This is a genomic window from Streptomyces sp. UNOB3_S3 (assembly GCF_020740895.1).
Classification (GTDB): Bacteria; Actinomycetota; Actinomycetes; order Streptomycetales; family Streptomycetaceae; genus Streptomyces.
The window spans coordinates 1-18,061 of record NZ_JAILXP010000126.1 but is presented as its reverse complement, the minus strand read 5'-3'; the positions used below and the strand labels follow the sequence as shown (position 1 = coordinate 18,061).

General features: G+C 68.8%; 14 protein-coding genes and 1 tRNA gene. 10 read left to right on the top strand and 5 right to left on the bottom strand.

Features of this window, described 5'->3' with window-relative positions; genetic code table 11:
* Positions 1-125 precede the first annotated feature (125 nt).
* The gene (locus tag K6I33_RS15970; protein ID WP_229352353.1) at positions 126-1,181 is read left to right on the top strand and encodes a UDP-N-acetylmuramate dehydrogenase; all 1,056 of its coding nucleotides are present in this window, start codon (positions 126-128) and stop codon (positions 1,179-1,181) included.
* Between the two features lie 79 nt (positions 1,182-1,260).
* Here the strand turns inward: K6I33_RS15970 and K6I33_RS15965 are convergent, their stop codons facing one another.
* Together K6I33_RS15965 and K6I33_RS15960 are read right to left on the bottom strand one after the other, a co-directional pair.
* A complete protein-coding gene (locus tag K6I33_RS15965; RefSeq protein WP_229352351.1) occupies positions 1,261-2,298 on the bottom strand; it encodes an adenosine deaminase in 1,038 nt (345 codons plus the stop codon).
* Between the two features lie 131 nt (positions 2,299-2,429).
* Positions 2,430-3,662, bottom strand: coding sequence for a pyridoxal phosphate-dependent aminotransferase (locus K6I33_RS15960; RefSeq protein WP_229352349.1), 1,233 nt, complete (start codon positions 3,660-3,662; stop codon positions 2,430-2,432).
* A gap of 285 nt (positions 3,663-3,947) precedes the next feature.
* On the opposite strand from K6I33_RS15960, the gene K6I33_RS15955 reads away from it, so the two are divergent.
* From K6I33_RS15955 to K6I33_RS15915, 9 genes are all read left to right on the top strand, one after another.
* Positions 3,948-4,020: transfer RNA gene (locus K6I33_RS15955), tRNA-Trp, on the top strand.
* A gap of 105 nt (positions 4,021-4,125) precedes the next feature.
* Positions 4,126-4,410, top strand: coding sequence for a preprotein translocase subunit SecE (gene secE / locus K6I33_RS15950; protein WP_229352352.1), 285 nt, complete (start codon positions 4,126-4,128; stop codon positions 4,408-4,410).
* Positions 4,411-4,494: 84 nt separating this feature from the next.
* On the top strand, positions 4,495-5,376 hold the full coding sequence (nusG, locus tag K6I33_RS15945; protein ID WP_229352348.1) for a transcription termination/antitermination protein NusG: 882 nt from the start codon (positions 4,495-4,497) through the stop codon (positions 5,374-5,376).
* 161 nt (positions 5,377-5,537) lie between these two features.
* Positions 5,538-5,972: a 50S ribosomal protein L11 gene (gene rplK, locus K6I33_RS15940; RefSeq protein ID WP_190111599.1), complete on the top strand. Its 435-nt coding sequence runs from the start codon at positions 5,538-5,540 to the stop codon at positions 5,970-5,972.
* A 107-nt stretch (positions 5,973-6,079) separates the two neighbouring features.
* Positions 6,080-6,796 carry a 50S ribosomal protein L1 gene (rplA, locus tag K6I33_RS15935; protein ID WP_229352345.1) on the top strand — a complete coding sequence of 239 codons (717 nt, stop codon included), beginning with the start codon at positions 6,080-6,082 and terminating at the stop codon, positions 6,794-6,796.
* Positions 6,797-7,158: 362 nt separating this feature from the next.
* A complete protein-coding gene (rplJ, locus tag K6I33_RS15930) occupies positions 7,159-7,689 on the top strand; it encodes a 50S ribosomal protein L10 (RefSeq protein WP_229352344.1) in 531 nt (176 codons plus the stop codon).
* Positions 7,690-7,796: 107 nt separating this feature from the next.
* Positions 7,797-8,183 (top strand): 50S ribosomal protein L7/L12, encoded by a 387-nt coding sequence (gene rplL, locus K6I33_RS15925; RefSeq protein ID WP_229352338.1) that lies wholly within the window; start codon positions 7,797-7,799, stop codon positions 8,181-8,183.
* Positions 8,184-8,808: 625 nt separating this feature from the next.
* Complete coding sequence (rpoB, locus tag K6I33_RS15920) at positions 8,809-12,291, top strand: DNA-directed RNA polymerase subunit beta (protein ID WP_229352336.1); 3,483 nt, start codon at positions 8,809-8,811, stop codon at positions 12,289-12,291.
* Between the two features lie 119 nt (positions 12,292-12,410).
* Positions 12,411-16,310 (top strand): DNA-directed RNA polymerase subunit beta', encoded by a 3,900-nt coding sequence (locus tag K6I33_RS15915; RefSeq protein ID WP_229352335.1) that lies wholly within the window; start codon positions 12,411-12,413, stop codon positions 16,308-16,310.
* Positions 16,311-16,390: 80 nt separating this feature from the next.
* Here K6I33_RS15915 and K6I33_RS15910 read toward each other — a convergent pair whose 3' ends face one another.
* The 3 genes from K6I33_RS15910 to K6I33_RS15900 are packed head-to-tail and all read right to left on the bottom strand — an operon-like array spanning position 16,391 to position 17,975.
* The gene (locus K6I33_RS15910; RefSeq protein ID WP_229352334.1) at positions 16,391-16,654 is read right to left on the bottom strand and encodes a hypothetical protein; all 264 of its coding nucleotides are present in this window, start codon (positions 16,652-16,654) and stop codon (positions 16,391-16,393) included.
* Positions 16,651-16,881, bottom strand: a complete 231-nt coding sequence (locus K6I33_RS15905; RefSeq protein WP_126914715.1) for a hypothetical protein — start codon at positions 16,879-16,881, stop codon at positions 16,651-16,653. The genes K6I33_RS15910 and K6I33_RS15905 overlap by 4 nt, the downstream gene beginning before the upstream one ends.
* Before the next feature lie 41 nt (positions 16,882-16,922).
* Positions 16,923-17,975 (bottom strand): peptidoglycan-binding protein, encoded by a 1,053-nt coding sequence (locus K6I33_RS15900; protein ID WP_229352333.1) that lies wholly within the window; start codon positions 17,973-17,975, stop codon positions 16,923-16,925.
* Positions 17,976-18,061 lie beyond the last annotated feature (86 nt).

Sequence of the window (18,061 nt, the reverse complement as noted above, 5' to 3'; positions counted from 1 at the left end):
TCCCCGGCTCCGCCGGCGCCACCCCCATCCAGAACGTCGGCGCCTACGGCCAGGACGTCTCCCAGACGATCACCGAGGTCGTGGCCTACGACCGCCACACCGACGAGACCGTCACCCTGGTGCCCGTGCAGGAACGACACGACGCCCCCCTCGCCCCCCTGACCACCTTCCGTCTCGGCGGCCCCGCGACCCGACTGATCACGGCCGTCACCGACGCCGAGGTCGTCGAGGCCGTCCGCGAGGCCGACCGCACCGCCACCCCGCTGCTGATCATCGGCGGCGGCAGCAACCTGGTCATCTCCGACAAGGGCTTCCACGGCACGGCCCTGCGCATCGCCACCACCGGCTTCGACCTCCAGGGCGCCCGCCTCGAGCTCGCCGCCGGCGAGAACTGGTCCGACGCCGTCGCCCGCACCGTCGACGCCGGGCTCGCCGGCGTCGAGTGCCTGGCCGGCATCCCCGGCTCCGCCGGCGCCACCCCCATCCAGAACGTCGGCGCCTACGGCCAGGACGTCTCCCAGACGATCACCGAGGTCGTGGCCTACGACCGCCACACCGACGAGACCGTCACCCTCACCAACGCCGAGTGCGCCTTCACCTACCGGCACAGCCGCTTCAAGCAGGACCCCGCGCGCTACGTCGTCCTGCGCGTCCGCTTCGAGCTGGAGGACGCGGGCGGGCTCTCCGCGCCCATCCGCTACGCCGAGACCGCGCGTACCCTCGGCGTCGAGCAGGGCGACCGCGTCCCGGCCCTCCAGGCCCGGGAGACCGTGCTCAAGCTGCGCGCCGGCAAGGGCATGGTCCTCGACCCCGAGGACCACGACACCTGGTCGGCGGGCTCGTTCTTCACCAACCCGATCCTCACCGCCGCCGAGCACGAGGCGTTCCTGGCCCGCGTGACCGAGCGGCTCGGGCCGGACGTCATGCCGCCCGCCTTCCCGGCGGGGGACGGCATGGTCAAGACGTCGGCCGCGTGGCTCATCGACAAGGCCGGCTTCACCAAGGGCTACGGCGAGGGCCGCGCCCGGATCTCCGGCAAGCACACGCTCGCCCTCACGAACCGGGGCTCGGCCACCACCGAGGATTTGCTGGCCCTGGCCCGCGAGGTCCGCGACGGCGTTCACGCCGCGTTCGGGGTCACCCTCGTGAACGAGCCGGTGACGGTGGGTGTGGCGCTGTAGGAGGGAGCGCCTGCGGCGGGCTGTGCCCCGGTCCCGCCCTTTCACCGTTTCCCGGGGCTCCGCCCCCGGACCCCGGTCCTCAAGCGCCGGACGGGCCGGGGTGGGCGAGCCAGTCGTCGATGCCGTCCAGCAGCCCCTTCCGGACGGCGTTCGGCGCGGCCGACGCCCGTACCGACTGCCGCGCCAGCTCCGCCAGCTCCTCGTCCGTGAAGCCGTGGTGCTCCCGCGCCAGCTCGTACTGCGCCGCCAGGCGCGAGCCGAACAGCAGCGGGTCGTCCGCGCCCAGCGCCATCGGCACACCCGCGTCCCACAGCGTCCGCAGCGGGACGTCGGCCGGCTTGTCGTACACGCCGAGGGCGACGTTCGAGGCCGGGCAGACCTCGCACGTCACCCCCCGCTCCGCGAGCTTCCGCAGCAGCCGCGGGTCCTCCGCGGCCCGCACGCCGTGCCCCACCCGGGACGCGTGGAGGTCGTCCAGGCAGTCCCGGACGCTGCTGGGCCCCGAGAGCTCGCCGCCGTGCGGGGCGGCCAGCAGGCCGCCCTCCCGGGCGATCTCGAAGGCGCGGTCGAAGTCCCGGGCGAGCCCGCGCCGCTCGTCGTTGGAGAGCCCGAAGCCGATCACGCCCCGGTCGGCGTAGCGCACCGCGAGCCGGGCGAGCGTACGGGCGTCCAGGGGGTGCTTCATCCGGTTGGCGGCGACCAGCACCCGTATCCCCAGCCCGGTCTCCTTCGAGGCGTCCTCCACCGCGTCGAGGATGATCTCCAGGGCCGGGATCAGACCGCCCAGCCGGGGCGCGTACGAGGTGGGGTCGACCTGGATCTCCAGCCAGCCCGAGCCGTCCCGGACGTCCTCCTCCGCGGCCTCGCGCACCAGGCGCCGGATGTCCTCCTCGGACCGCAGGCAGGAGCGGGCGATGTCGTAGAGCCGCTGGAAGCGGAACCAGCCCCGCTCGTCCGTCGCCCGGAGCTTCGGCGGCCGGCCGCCGCACAGTGCCTCGGGCAGGTGCACGCCGTACTTGTCGGCCAGCTCCAGCAGGGTCGAGGGGCGCATGGACCCGGTGAAGTGCAGGTGCAGATGGGCCTTGGGCAGCAGACGGAGGTCACGCGAGCGTTCCATTGCCCGATCCTGCCTCAAGCGCCACCGGACCGGAAGGTGTTTTCCCTGATCGGGGACGGACCCGAAAACGAATGCGGGGTTCCGGCCGCACCGGCCGGAACCCCGCATCCCTCACCCGAGCGAGCCGCAGGCTACTTGGCCTCGGCCAGCAGCTTCTGCAGCCGCGAGACGCCCTCGACCAGGTCCTCGTCGCCCAGCGCGTACGACAGCCGCAGGTAGCCCGGCGTGCCGAACGCCTCACCCGGCACCACGGCGACCTCGGCCTCGTCCAGGATCAGCGCGGCCAGCTCCACCGACGTCTGCGGACGCTTGCCGCGGATCTCCTTGCCGAGCAGCTCCTTGACCGACGGGTAGGCGTAGAACGCGCCCTCCGGCTCCGGGCAGAAGACGCCGTCGATCTCGTTCAGCATCGCGACGATCTTGCGGCGGCGACGGTCGAAGGCGACCTTCATCTCCTCGACGGCCGTCAGATCGCCCGACACGGCGGCCAGGGCCGCGACCTGCGCGACGTTGCTCACGTTCGACGTGGCGTGCGACTGGAGGTTGGTCGCGGCCTTCACGACGTCCTTCGGGCCGATGACCCAGCCCACGCGCCAGCCGGTCATGGCGTACGTCTTGGCGACGCCGTTGACCACGATGCACTTGTCGCGCAGCTCCGGCACGACGACCGGCAGCGAGGAGAACTCGGCGTCGCCGTAGACCAGGTGCTCGTAGATCTCGTCCGTCAGCACCCACAGGCCGTGCTCGGCGGCCCAGCGGCCGACGGCCTCGACCTGCTCGCGCGTGTAGACGGCACCGGTCGGGTTCGACGGGGAGACGAAGAGCAGCACCTTGGTGCGCTCGGTGCGCGCGGCCTCCAGCTGCTCGACGGAGACCCGGTAACCGGTGGTCTCGTCGGCCACGACATCGACCGGCACGCCACCCGCGAGGCGGATCGACTCCGGGTAGGTGGTCCAGTACGGGGCGGGGACGATGACCTCGTCGCCCGGGTCGAGGATCGCGGCGAACGCCTCGTAGATGGCCTGCTTGCCACCGTTGGTGACGAGCACCTGGGAGGCGTCGACCTCGTAGCCCGAGTCGCGCAGGGTCTTGGCGGCGATGGCGGCCTTCAGCTCGGGGAGGCCGCCGGCCGGGGTGTAGCGGTGGTACTTGGGGTTACGGCAGGCCTCCACCGCGGCCTCGACGATGTAGCCGGGGGTCGGGAAGTCGGGCTCGCCGGCGCCGAAGCCGATGACCGGGCGCCCGGCGGCCTTGAGGGCCTTGGCCTTGGCGTCCACGGCCAGGGTGGCGGACTCGGAGATGGCACCGACGCGGGCGGAGACCCGGCGCTCGGTGGGGGACTGGGGAGGAGTCGCAGCGGTCATAGGGGCATCGTCCCAGACCCGTGGGAACGCGTGCGCGCCGATTCCGGCAGGTGGTACCGCCAGGGGGTTACCGGCCGTCCGGGCCCCTCGCCGGGAGGTCCCCGGCCTCTTCGCCGAGAGGCCCCCGGCCCTCGCCGGGAGGCCCTCCGCGCGCGTCGTCGCTGATAGCTGTTCGACGTCGGCCGCTTCAGCACGTACACTCATGCCTCGTTGGCCTCCACCGGCGAATCCGCTCCCGGGCACACCGTGCTTCCGGGCGGATGCGGTACGTTGGGGGAACCACAAAGGGTCGTAGCTCAATTGGTAGAGCACTGGTCTCCAAAACCAGCGGTTGGGGGTTCAAGTCCCTTCGGCCCTGCTACACGCACCGCCAGGTTGCGTGCATGCGTACGTACTGAAATGCACCGCCGTGCGGCTCACCCGGGCGCGGCACGGCCACGACCGGGATTCAGGTGAGGACGTAGTGACGGAAGCCCTTGGCTCCACCGCGACGCCTGAGAGCGGTCGTCCTGAGGACGAGGCGCCTGCGAAGCGCCGCGGCGGGAAGCGCGGGAAGAAGGGCCCCCTGGGCCGCCTCGGGCTGTTTTACCGGCAGGTAGTCGCCGAACTCCGCAAGGTCGTCTGGCCCACCAAGAGCCAGCTGTCGACGTACACCACTGTGGTGATCGTCTTCGTTGTCATCGTCATTGGACTGGTGACCGTGATTGACTATGGGTTTGAGCAGGCCGTCAAGTACGTATTCGGCTGAGCCGGCCCCCGTGCGCAAGGCGGCCCTCCCAGAGAGCCGCCTATTCGCTCGTTCCACCCCTTGTAGCCAGGAAGAAGCAGCCACGTGTCTGACCCGAACCTGAACGACGCCGCCGAGCCCGTCGCGGCGGAGGCCAACGTTGACGAGGCTGTCTCGGCCGAGGTGCAGGGCGACGACACCCCGCAGGAGATCGTCGAGAACGCCGACAACGTCGACGAGCTCGACGCCGAGGAAGCCGCCGCGGGCGAGCCGGCCGAGGAGGCCGCGCTGCACGTGGAGTCCGACGCCGACACCGAGGCCGCCGAGGCCGACGCCGAGGAGGCGGAGTCCGAGGAGGAGGCCGCCCCGGTCGACCCGGTCGCCGCGCTCCGTGACGAGCTCCGTGGCCTGCCCGGCGAGTGGTACGTCATCCACACCTACGCGGGCTACGAGAACCGCGTGAAGACCAACCTCGAGCAGCGCGCCGTCTCGCTGAACGTCGAGGACTACATCTTCCAGGCCGAGGTGCCGCAGGAAGAGGTCGTCCAGATCAAGAACGGCGACCGCCGTACCGTCCGCCAGAACAAGCTCCCCGGCTATGTCCTGGTGCGCATGGACCTGACGAACGAGTCCTGGGGCGTCGTCCGCAACACCCCGGGTGTCACCGGCTTCGTCGGCAACGCCTACGACCCGTACCCGCTGACCCTGGACGAGATCGTCAAGATGCTCGCCCCGGAGGCCGAGGCGAAGGCCGCCAAGGAGGCCGCCGAGGCCGAGGGCCGCCCGGCCCCGTCCCGCAAGGTCGAGGTCCAGGTGCTGGACTTCGAGGTCGGCGACTCGGTCACGGTCACGGACGGTCCGTTCGCGACGCTGCAGGCCACGATCAACGAGATCAACGCCGACTCGAAGAAGGTCAAGGGCCTCGTCGAGATCTTCGGCCGCGAGACCCCGGTCGAGCTCAGCTTCGACCAGATCCAGAAGAACTGACACTTCTGGCCCACACACCACCGAACAGGTCAGACCGCGCCGAGAGGCCGGTCTGACCTCTCGGTTTTTGGCCCGGCCACATTACCCGTTATCGTGGTGCGGTATGCCTGCGCGCAGTGTGCGCATGGCAAAAAAACTCTCACTAGGACCCGGAGAGAGCAATGCCTCCCAAGAAGAAGAAGGTCACGGGGCTTATCAAGCTCCAGATCAGCGCTGGTGCCGCCAACCCGGCTCCGCCGGTCGGCCCCGCGCTCGGTCAGCACGGCGTCAACATCATGGAGTTCTGCAAGGCCTACAACGCCGCGACCGAGTCGCAGCGTGGCATGGTCGTGCCGGTGGAGATCACGGTCTACGAGGACCGTTCCTTCACCTTCGTCACCAAGACCCCGCCGGCCGCCAAGCTGATCCTCAAGGCCGCGGGCGTGGACAAGGGCTCCGGCGAGCCGCACAAGACCAAGGTCGCGAAGCTGACGCGCGAGCAGGTCCGCGAGATCGCCACCACCAAGATGCCCGACCTGAACGCCAACGACCTGGACGCCGCCGAGAAGATCATCGCCGGCACCGCCCGTTCCATGGGCGTCACGGTCGAGGGCTGATCAGCCCCGTCCGACCACGCGGCGGCAGCCGCATGATCGACACAGCAGTGGCAGGGCCAAGCGCTGGCCCGGACCACGACTCCACGCTCAACCTTTCAGGAGCAGAAGTGAAGCGCAGCAAGACTCTCCGCGCTGCGGACGCCAAGGTCGATGCGGAGCGCCTGTACGCCCCGCTCGAGGCCGTCCGTCTCGCCAAGGAGACCTCCGCCACCAAGTTCGACGCGACCGTCGAGGTTGCCTTCCGCCTGGGTGTCGACCCGCGCAAGGCCGACCAGATGGTCCGTGGCACCGTGAACCTTCCGCACGGCACCGGTAAGACCGCCCGGGTCCTGGTCTTCGCGACCGGCGACCGTGCCGAGGCCGCGCGTGCCGCGGGCGCCGACATCGTCGGTGCCGACGAGCTCATCGACGAGGTCGCCAAGGGCCGTCTGGACTTCGACGCCGTCGTCGCCACCCCGGACCTCATGGGCAAGGTCGGCCGCCTCGGCCGCGTGCTCGGTCCCCGTGGTCTGATGCCGAACCCGAAGACCGGCACGGTCACCCCGGACACGGCCAAGGCCGTGACCGAGATCAAGGGCGGCAAGATCGAGTTCCGAGTGGACAAGCACTCGAACCTCCACTTCATCATCGGCAAGGTCTCCTTCGACGAGGCCAAGCTGGTGGAGAACTACGCCGCCGCGCTTGAGGAGATCACCCGTCTCAAGCCGTCCGCCGCGAAGGGCCGCTACATCAAGAAGGCGACCCTGGCCACCACGATGGGCCCGGGCATCGCCCTGGACCCGAACCGCACCCGCAACCTCCTCGTGGAGGACGAGACCGTCTGAGACGGCTCTCGCGGGCGCGTAGTGGCGCTCTGAGCAGTACGGGCCGGGCCCCGCACCTGATTCCAAGGTGCGGGGCCCGGCTCGATTTGCATCCATACGCACCTGTCGCGTAATCTCCTGGAGAAGCCAAAGACCGCTGGTCGTTGTCGCGCCTCCATCCGGGGGTGTGGCGGCCGAAGGATCCGCTAGCTGCGGGCGACCTGCGCAGGTGACACGTGGATTGCACTCCCGCCGAGACGTAAGAGGATTACGTCCCCGCGGTCGAGTCACGCCCCGAGCGCCTGCGCCGGGGCGTTTCGTTTTGCCCAAGCCCCCTTCTCGCGCCTAAGCGGTCCGAATCACCCGGAAGGAGGCCGAGGCTCATGGCGACGTCCGCCAAGGCCGCCGCGGTTGCCGAGCTCACGGACAAGTTCCGCAGCTCCAACGCCGCTGTGCTGACCGAGTACCGCGGTCTCACCGTGGCGCAGCTCAAGACGCTGCGCCGTTCGCTCGGTGAGAACGCGCAGTACGCCGTGGTGAAGAACACGCTGACCAAGATCGCGGCCGCAGAGGCCGGGTACCAGCTCGACGCCCAGCTTTTCGCTGGTCCGACGGCTGTCGCCTTCGTCACCGGTGACCCGGTGGAGTCGGCGAAGGGTCTTCGTGACTTCGCCAAGGAGAACCCGAACCTGATCATCAAGGGCGGTGTCCTTGATGGCAAGGCGCTGTCCGCCGATGAGATCAAGAAGCTTGCGGACCTCGAGTCCCGCGAGGTTCTGCTCAGCAAGCTGGCCGGTGCCATGAAGGGCAAGCAGTCCCAGGCTGCCTCGCTCTTCCAGGCGCTGCCGACGAAGCTCGTCCGCACTGCGGACGCGCTGCGCGCCAAGCTCGCCGAGCAGGGCGGTGCCGAGTAATTCGGCTCGCGCATTGACCGGTGCCACCCGGCACCGGTCGCAGCGGGCCGTCCGCCCGCCGACATGTACATCCCGGCACCTGCCGATTTAGTGGAAGGACCGCCATCATGGCGAAGCTCACCAAGGACGAGCTGCTCGCGCAGTTCGAGGAGATGACCCTCATCGAGCTGGCCGAGTTCGTCTCCGCCTTCGAGGAGAAGTTCGACGTCACCGCCGCCGCCGCCGCGCCGGTCGTCGTTGCCGGTGCCGCCGGTGGCGCCGCTGCCGCCGAGGTCGAGGAGAAGGACGAGTTCGACGTCATCCTCACCGCCGCCGGTGACAAGAAGATCCAGGTCATCAAGGTCGTGCGCGAGCTGACCTCCCTGGGTCTGAAGGAGGCCAAGGACCTCGTCGACGGCACCCCGAAGCCGGTCCTCGAGAAGGTCGCCAAGGACGCCGCGGAGAAGGCCGCCGAGGCCCTCAAGGGCGCCGGCGCCTCCGTCGAGGTCAAGTAAGTACCTCGAGGGTCTGCCGACTCTCTTCTCCGGCCTCCGGCCGGAATCAACCAAGGGCGATCACCCGCACGGGTGGTCGCCCTTGGGCGTTCCCGGGACGGATGCGCGCACGGGGCCCCGGAGACGAGTATGGTGATCTTCGCCGCCTCACCGGGGCGACGAACCCGCTCCCAGCAGGGCGGGAGGGCGCCTCGAGCGGCCGCCGGGGGCCGAGGGGCCTTGACGAACGGCACGCCGCGCGCGATTCTCAGGACGCGTCCTACGGACGCGCCGCCACATCGATCCTCCGTCCGAGGCATGGATCGGAGGCGGAGCGGGAAGTAACGTCATGCGCTTCCCGCGCATGGCTTGCGTCGGGCAGGACGCCAGGCGATGCGGAACAACAGGATCCCGGAGGGAGAGATTGGTATCGCACCGGTCTCCGGAAATCCGCTCTGGACATCAGTGGGCCAAGTGGCTACACTGACCCTTTGCGCTGCCTGTTAGCTGCTCCCTGCCCGTCACCAGGGGCATGCCCACTCTCGAGCACAGCTGAAGGAAACCCCCTGAGCTGGGATTTCTCTCGTACGCGACGAGTGGGACCGGTACGCGCGTAGTGAGTCCGAGCCCTCGGAAGGACCCCCTCTTGGCCGCCTCGCGCAACGCCTCGACCGCCAATACGAACACCGGCGCCAGCACCGCCCCGCTGCGCATCTCTTTTGCGAAGATCAAGGAGCCCCTCGAGGTTCCGAACCTTCTTGCGCTTCAGACCGAGAGCTTCGACTGGCTGCTCGGCAACGCCGCCTGGAAGGCTCGCGTCGAGGCTGCGCTGGAAAGTGGTCAGGACGTCCCCACCAAGTCCGGTCTGGAGGAGATCTTCGAGGAGATCTCCCCGATCGAGGACTTCAGCGGGTCGATGTCGCTGACCTTCCGTGACCACCGCTTCGAGCCCCCGAAGAACTCGATCGACGAGTGCAAGGAGCGCGACTTCACGTACGCGGCCCCGCTCTTCGTCACCGCCGAGTTCACCAACAACGAGACCGGTGAGATCAAGTCCCAGACGGTCTTCATGGGCGACTTCCCGCTCATGACGCCGAAGGGCACCTTCTGCATCAACGGCACCGAGCGTGTCGTCGTCTCGCAGCTGGTCCGTTCGCCGGGTGTCTACTTCGACTCCTCCATCGACAAGACGTCCGACAAGGACATCTTCACCGCCAAGATCATTCCGTCCCGGGGTGCCTGGCTGGAGATGGAGGTCGACAAGCGCGACATGGTCGGCGTCCGCATCGACCGTAAGCGCAAGCAGTCCGTCACCGTCCTCCTGAAGGCTCTCGGCTGGACCACCGAGCAGATCCTCGAGGAGTTCGGCGAGTACGAGTCCATGCGCGCCACCCTGGAGAAGGACCACACCCAGGGCCAGGACGACGCGCTGCTCGACATCTACCGCAAGCTGCGCCCGGGCGAGCCGCCGACCCGTGAGGCCGCGCAGACGCTGCTCGAGAACCTCTACTTCAACCCGAAGCGCTACGACCTCGCGAAGGTCGGCCGCTACAAGGTCAACAAGAAGCTGGGCGCGGACGCCCCGCTCGACGCCGGTGTGCTCACGGTCGACGACGTCATCGCGACGATCAAGTACCTGGTGAAGCTGCACGCCGGCGAGCTCGAGACCGTCGGTGAGAACGGCACGGACATCGTCGTCGAGACCGACGACATCGACCACTTCGGCAACCGTCGTCTGCGCAACGTCGGCGAGCTCATCCAGAACCAGGTCCGCACGGGTCTGGCTCGTATGGAGCGCGTCGTCCGCGAGCGGATGACCACCCAGGACGTCGAGGCGATCACGCCGCAGACCCTGATCAACATCCGGCCGGTCGTCGCCTCCATCAAGGAGTTCTTCGGCACCAGCCAGCTGTCCCAGTTCATGGACCAGACCAACCCGCTGTCGGGTCTGACCCACAAGCGTCGTCTGTCGGCGCTGGGCCCGGGTGGTCTCTCCCGTGAGCGGGCCGGCTTCGAGGTCCGAGACGTCCACCCGTCGCACTACGGCCGTATGTGCCCGATCGAGACGCCCGAAGGCCCGAACATCGGTCTGATCGGCTCCCTCGCCTCCTACGGTCGCGTCAACGCGTTCGGTTTCGTCGAGACCCCGTACCGCAAGGTCGTCGACGGTGTCGTCACCGACGAGGTCGACTACCTGACGGCCGACGAGGAAGACCGCTTCGTCATCGCCCAGGCGAACGCCCCCCTCACCGAGGACATGCGTTACGCCGAGTCGCGCGTCCTGGTCCGCCGCCGTGGTGGCGAGATCGACTACATCGCCGGCGACGACGTCGACTACATGGACGTCTCGCCGCGCCAGATGGTGTCCGTCGCGACCGCCATGATCCCGTTCCTCGAGCACGACGACGCCAACCGCGCGCTCATGGGATCGAACATGATGCGCCAGGCCGTTCCGCTGATCAAGGCCGAGGCGCCGCTGGTCGGCACCGGCATGGAGTACCGCTGCGCGGTCGACGCCGGTGACGTCATCAAGGCCGAGAAGGACGGTGTCGTCCAGGAGGTCTCCGCCGACTACGTCACGGTGGCCAACGACGACGGCACGTACAACACCTACCGCGTCGCCAAGTTCTCCCGCTCCAACCAGGGCACCTCCTTCAACCAGAAGGTCGTCGTGGACGAGGGCGCCCGCGTGGTCACCGGCCAGGTGCTCGCCGACGGTCCGTCCACGGACGAGGGCGAGATGGCGCTCGGCAAGAACCTCCTCGTGGCGTTCATGCCGTGGGAGGGCCACAACTACGAGGACGCGATCATCCTGTCGCAGCGCCTCGTGCAGGACGACGTCCTCTCCTCGATCCACATCGAGGAGCACGAGGTCGACGCCCGTGACACCAAGCTGGGCCCCGAGGAGATCACCCGGGACATCCCGAACGTCTCCGAGGAGGTCCTCGCCGACCTCGACGAGCGCGGCATCATCCGCATCGGTGCCGAGGTCGTCGCCGGCGACATCCTCGTCGGCAAGGTCACCCCGAAGGGTGAGACCGAGCTGACCCCCGAGGAGCGTCTGCTCCGCGCGATCTTCGGTGAGAAGGCCCGTGAGGTCCGTGACACCTCGCTGAAGGTCCCGCACGGTGAGATCGGCAAGGTCATCGGCGTCCGCGTCTTCGACCGCGAAGAGGGCGACGAGCTGCCCCCGGGCGTGAACCAGCTGGTCCGCGTCTACGTGGCCCAGAAGCGCAAGATCACCGACGGTGACAAGCTCGCCGGCCGCCACGGCAACAAGGGTGTCATCTCCAAGATCCTTCCGGTCGAGGACATGCCCTTCCTCGAGGACGGCACCCCGGTCGACATCATCCTCAACCCGCTCGGTGTCCCGTCCCGAATGAACCCGGGACAGGTCCTCGAGATCCATCTCGGCTGGCTCGCCAGCCGCGGCTGGAAGGTCGAGGGCGACGAGGACTGGATGAAGCGCCTCCAGGCGATCGGCGCCGACGACGTCGCCGCCGGCACCAACGTCGCGACCCCGGTCTTCGACGGCGCCCGCGAGGACGAGATCGCCGGTCTCTTCGAGTCCACGATCCCCAACCGTGACGGCGAGCGCCTGGTGCTCCCGTCCGGCAAGGCCCGGATGTTCGACGGCCGCTCCGGCGAGCCGTTCCCGGACCCGATCTCGGTCGGGTACATGTACATCCTCAAGCTGCACCACCTGGTCGACGACAAGCTGCACGCCCGTTCGACCGGTCCGTACTCCATGATCACCCAGCAGCCGCTGGGTGGTAAGGCTCAGTTCGGTGGCCAGCGCTTCGGTGAGATGGAGGTGTGGGCGCTGGAGGCTTATGGCGCCGCGTACGCCCTCCAGGAGCTGCTGACCATCAAGTCCGACGACGTCACCGGCCGCGTGAAGGTCTACGAGGCGATCGTCAAGGGCGAGAACATCCCCGAGCCCGGCATCCCCGAGTCCTTCAAGGTGCTCATCAAGGAGATGCAGTCCCTCTGCCTCAACGTGGAGGTGCTGTCCTCGGACGGCATGTCCATCGAGATGCGGGACACCGACGAGGACGTCTTCCGCGCGGCGGAGGAGCTCGGTATCGACCTGTCCCGGCGCGAGCCGAGCAGCGTCGAAGAGGTCTGACGGGTCTGGTGGGGGCCTCGTAGGAGGCCCCCACCGTCCCCGGACCCCCAGACCACTGATGTAGAGCCCATAAATCGCTAACGCGAGGGGCACGACCCTGAAAGAGGGATTGACGAACAGTGCTCGACGTCAACTTCTTCGACGAGCTGCGGATCGGCCTGGCGACCGCGGACGACATCCGGACCTGGTCCCACGGTGAGGTCAAGAAGCCGGAGACCATCAACTACCGCACCCTGAAGCCCGAAAAGGACGGACTCTTCTGCGAGAAGATCTTCGGTCCTACCCGGGACTGGGAGTGCTACTGCGGCAAGTACAAGCGTGTCCGCTTCAAGGGCATCATCTGTGAGCGTTGTGGCGTCGAGGTCACGCGCGCCAAGGTGCGCCGTGAGCGGATGGGCCACATCGAGCTCGCCGCTCCCGTCACCCACATCTGGTACTTCAAGGGCGTCCCGTCGCGCCTGGGCTACCTGCTCGACCTGGCCCCGAAGGACCTCGAGAAGGTCATCTACTTCGCCGCCTACATGATCACGTGGGTGGACGAGGAGCGCCGCACGCGCGACCTGCCCTCGCTGGAGGCCCATGTCTCCGTCGAGCGTCAGCAGATCGAGCAGCGCCGCGACGCCGACCTCGAGGCCCGCGCCAAGAAGCTCGAGTCCGACCTGGCCGAGCTCGAGGCCGAGGGCGCCAAGGCCGATGTGCGCCGCAAGGTGCGCGAGGGCGCCGAGCGTGAGATGAAGCAGCTGCGCGACCGCGCGCAGCGCGAGATCGACCGCCTCGACGAGGTGTGGAGCCGCTTCAAGAACCTCAAGGTCCAGGACCTCGAGGGCGACGAGCTGCTCTACCGCGAGCTGCGCGACCGCTTCGGCACCTACTTCATGGGTGCGATGGGCGCCGCCGCGCTGCAGAAGCGCCTGGAGTCCTTCGACCTCGACGAGGAGGCCGAGCGCCTCCGCGAGATCATCCGGACCGGCAAGGGCCAGAAGAAGACCCGTGCGCTCAAGCGCCTCAAGGTCGTCTCCGCCTTCCTGCAGACCCGCAACAGCCCCAGCGGCATGGTGCTGGACTGCATCCCCGTGATCCCGCCGGACCTGCGTCCGATGGTGCAGCTGGACGGTGGCCGCTTCGCGACCTCCGACCTGAACGACCTGTACCGCCGTGTGATCAACCGCAACAACCGTCTGAAGCGTCTGCTCGACCTCGGTGCCCCCGAGATCATCGTGAACAACGAGAAGCGGATGCTCCAGGAGGCGGTCGACGCCCTCTTCGACAACGGCCGTCGTGGTCGCCCGGTCACGGGCCCCGGCAACCGTCCGCTGAAGTCCCTCAGCGACATGCTGAAGGGTAAGCAGGGTCGATTCCGTCAGAACCTGCTCGGTAAGCGTGTCGACTACTCGGCCCGTTCCGTCATCGTCGTCGGTCCGCAGCTGAAGCTGCACCAGTGCGGTCTGCCCAAGGCCATGGCGCTGGAGCTCTTCAAGCCGTTCGTGATGAAGCGCCTGGTCGACCTGAACCACGCGCAGAACATCAAGTCGGCCAAGCGCATGGTCGAGCGCGGCCGCACCGTGGTGTACGACGTCCTCGAAGAGGTCATCGCCGAGCACCCGGTGCTGCTGAACCGTGCGCCCACGCTGCACCGCCTCGGCATCCAGGCCTTCGAGCCGCAGCTGGTCGAGGGCAAGGCCATCCAGATCCACCCGCTCGTCTGCACCGCGTTCAACGCGGACTTCGACGGTGACCAGATGGCCGTCCACCTGCCGCTCTCCGCGGAGGCGCAGGCCGAGGCCCGCATCCTGATGCTGTCCTCGAACAACATCCTCAAGCCGGCCGACGGCCGTCCGGTCACCATGCCGACCCAGGACATGGTGCTCGGTCTGTTCTTCCTCACCACCGACGAGGAGGAGCGCGAGGTCAAGGGCGAGGGCCGGTCCTTCGGCTCGGTCGCCGAGGCGATCATGGCGTTCGACGCCCGTGAGCTCTCGCTCCAGGCGAAGGTCGACATCCGCTTCCCGATCGGCACCGTTCCGCCGCGCGGCTGGGTTCCCCCGGTCCGCGAGGAGGGCGAGCCGGAGTGGCAGCAGGGTGACTCGTTCCGCCTGCGCACCACCCTGGGCCGCGCGCTCTTCAACGAGCTGCTGCCCGAGGACTACCCGTTCGTCGACTACTCGGTGGGCAAGAAGCAGCTCTCCGAGATCGTCAACGACCTGGCGGAGCGCTACCCCAAGGTCATCGTGGCGGCGACGCTCGACAACCTGAAGGCGGCCGGCTTCCACTGGGCGACCCGTTCCGGTGTCACCGTGGCCATCTCCGACGTCGTCGTTCCCGAGGCGAAGAAGGAGATCGTCAAGGGCTACGAGGCGCAGGACGAGAAGGTCCAGAAGCAGTACGAGCGCGGTCTGATCACCAAGGACGAGCGCACGCAGGAGCTCATCGCGATCTGGACCAAGGCGACCAACGAGGTCGCCGAGGCGATGAACGCGAACTTCCCCAAGACGAACCCCATCTTCATGATGGTTGACTCGGGTGCCCGAGGAAACATGATGCAGATGCGACAGATCGCCGGTATGCGTGGTCTGGTGTCGAACGCGAAGAACGAGACCATTCCGCGACCCATTAAGGCGTCGTTCCGTGAGGGTCTCTCCGTGCTGGAGTACTTCATCTCCACCCACGGTGCCCGTAAGGGTCTCGCGGACACCGCCCTCCGTACCGCCGACTCGGGTTACCTCACCCGTCGTCTGGTCGACGTCTCCCAGGACGTGATCATCCGCGAGGAGGACTGCGGCACCGAGCGCGGCCTCAAGCTGGCGATCGCCGTCAAGGGCGAGGACGGCGTCCTGCGTAAGACGGACGACGTCGAGACCAGCGTGTACGCCCGTATGCTCGCCGAGGACGTCGTCGTCGACGGCAAGGTCATCGCGCCGGCCAACGTCGACCTCGGTGACGTGCTCATCGAGCAGCTCGTCGCCCACGGCGTCGAGACGGTCAAGACCCGTTCGGTCCTCACCTGTGAGTCCGCGGTCGGCACCTGTGCCTTCTGCTACGGCCGCTCGCTGGCGACCGGCAAGCTGGTGGACATCGGTGAGGCGGTCGGCATCATCGCCGCCCAGTCCATCGGTGAGCCCGGTACCCAGCTGACGATGCGTACCTTCCACACCGGTGGTGTGGCCGGTGACGACATCACCCAGGGTCTGCCCCGTGTCGTCGAGCTCTTCGAGGCCCGTACGCCCAAGGGTGTCGCCCCGATCTCGGAGGCGGCCGGCCGCGTCCGTATCGAGGAGACCGAGAAGACCAAGAAGCTCGTCGTCACCCCGGACGACGGCAGCGACGAGACGGCGTTCCCGATCTCGAAGCGTGCCCGTCTGCTGGTCAGCGAGGGCGAGCACGTCGAGGTGGGCCAGAAGCTCACCGTGGGTGCCACCAACCCGCACGACGTCCTGCGGATCCTCGGCCAGCGCGCCGTCCAGGTCCACCTGGTCGGCGAGGTCCAGAAGGTCTACAACTCGCAGGGTGTGTCGATCCACGACAAGCACATCGAGATCATCATCCGGCAGATGCTCCGCCGTGTGACGATCATCGAGTCCGGCGACGCGGAGCTGCTGCCGGGCGAGCTCGTGGAGCGCTCGCGCTTCGAGTCCGAGAACCGTCGTGTGGTCACCGAGGGCGGTCACCCCGCCTCCGGCCGTCCGCAGCTGATGGGTATCACCAAGGCCTCGCTGGCGACGGAGTCCTGGCTGTCGGCCGCCTCCTTCCAGGAGACGACCCGAGTGCTGACGGACGCGGCGATCAACGCCAAGTCCGACTCGCTCATCGGCCTCAAGGAGAACGTCATCATCGGTAAGCTCATCCCGGCCGGTACGGGTCTGTCCCGCTACCGCAACATCCGGGTGGAGCCCACCGAGGAGGCCAAGGCCGCGATGTACTCGGCCGTCGGTTACGACGACATCGACTACTCGCCCTTCGGCACCGGCTCCGGCCAGGCGGTCCCGCTGGAGGACTACGACTACGGTCCGTACAACCAGTAAGCCTCTGGTTCGCTCGTCAGGGCGGCCGCCCCGCGCACGCGGGGTGGCCGCCCTGCGGCGTTTTCGGCTTTCAGCTGTGGTCAGCGGCCGGTGAGCTGGAGCCCGGCGAGTACCACCCCGCCGACGGCCGTCAGCGCCGCCACGCTCGCCAGCGGCCAGCGGGCGCGCTCCAGGGCGTCCAGCCGGGCCTCGTGATCGGCGAGCTGTTTGTCGGTCTGGTCGCTGCGCTGGACGAGCAGGGCGAGCGAACCGTCGACCCGGGCGAAGCCCGCCTCCATCGTGCCGCGCAGCCGCTCCAGCTCCACGGCGACCGCGGCGGCCTCGCTTCCCTGCCTGTCGCTCATGCGCGGCCCCGGTCGTCGTCCCCGTCCCGCAGCCAGCGGGGGAGCAGGGCCTGGACGGCGGGCAGCGCCATCACCCGGGCGAGCCCGCCGGCGACGGCGAGCGCGCCGGCCACCCATGGCAGGCTGGCCGGGATGCCGGAGGCGTCGACGATCGCGGGCAGGGCGAGGGCGAGGGCGACGGCGGTCTGGAGGACGGTGCGGAGGGTCCGTTTGGCGGCGTCGGACACGGGGGGTTCCTTTCTCTGTCTTACGGTGGTGCGCCGGGCGCTCAGGAGACGCGCGGGACCTTCAGCGCGTCCCAGGAGACCCGCCCGGGCCAGCCGTCGGCCTCTTCCCCGGAGAACCCGAGCTTGCGCTGCCAGGCGCCGTACGACTGCCGGTCGGCGTCGGTCCACTGCTCGCCGGGCCCCTGGGAGTACGCCGAGCAGCCCTCCTCGACCAGCCGGCGGCCCATCGCCGTGACGACCGGCGACTTGGGCGCGGCCCGGAAGAACGACTGGCCGGGGAAGGGCTCGTAGTCGTTGCCCGGGCCCGGGACGGAGAGCTCGTCGCCGGGGTGGATGCGGTCCGGGTCGGTCAGCTCGTTGAGCGAGACGAGCCGGGCGGCGGTGGTGCCGTGGGACTCGGCGATGCCGGTGAGGGTGTCGCCGGGCTTCACGGTGTACGTGGTCACGGCGGGGCGGGTGGGCTCGTCGGGCTCGGTGGGCTTCTCCGGACGCTCGTCCGGCGCCGAGCCCAGCCGGCCGGCCACCCGGCCGCGCAGGTCGCCCATCTCGAACCCGACCGGGTCGACCTTGGTGTTCGTCCACTCCTTGTGGCCGATGACGGAGGCCGAACTCCAGCCGTGCGCCCGGCACAGCGCGGCCGAGACGCGCTCGATGGCGTCCAGCTGCCCGGCCGGCCACGGGTCGTCGCCGTCGCCGAGGTTGACGCACTCGAAGCCGTAGAAACGGGCGTTGCCGTCGGTGTCGTTGGAGACCGGCCGCGGCAGGGACGTCTCACCGATCACGGCCGCGAGCACGTCGCCGTCGCCCGTACCCGCGTGGTTGGCACGGCCGTTGCCGACCAGGTGGACCGTGCCGGACTTGTCGATGACGCCGTGGCAGAGCGGGCCGGGGAGCTCGTCGTAGCCGTCGTAGCAGAGCTCGACGGAGGACGCGGTGCCGGAGGTGACCGTGTGATGGATGATCACCCCGTGCACGGGGCCCCAGGCGCCCTTGTGATTGCGGTTGTGGTCACGCCAGTCGTCGGTCTCCACGACGTCGACGCCTTCCGCGCGGAGCGCGGCGACGAACTGGTCGGCGGTGAGGGGAGTTGCCATGGGGTTCACTCCTTGGGTGGTAGGGAAACAGGCGTGCCCCGCACCGTGCGGATCACGGTGCGGGGCACGCCTGTCGGGGTGGGGGG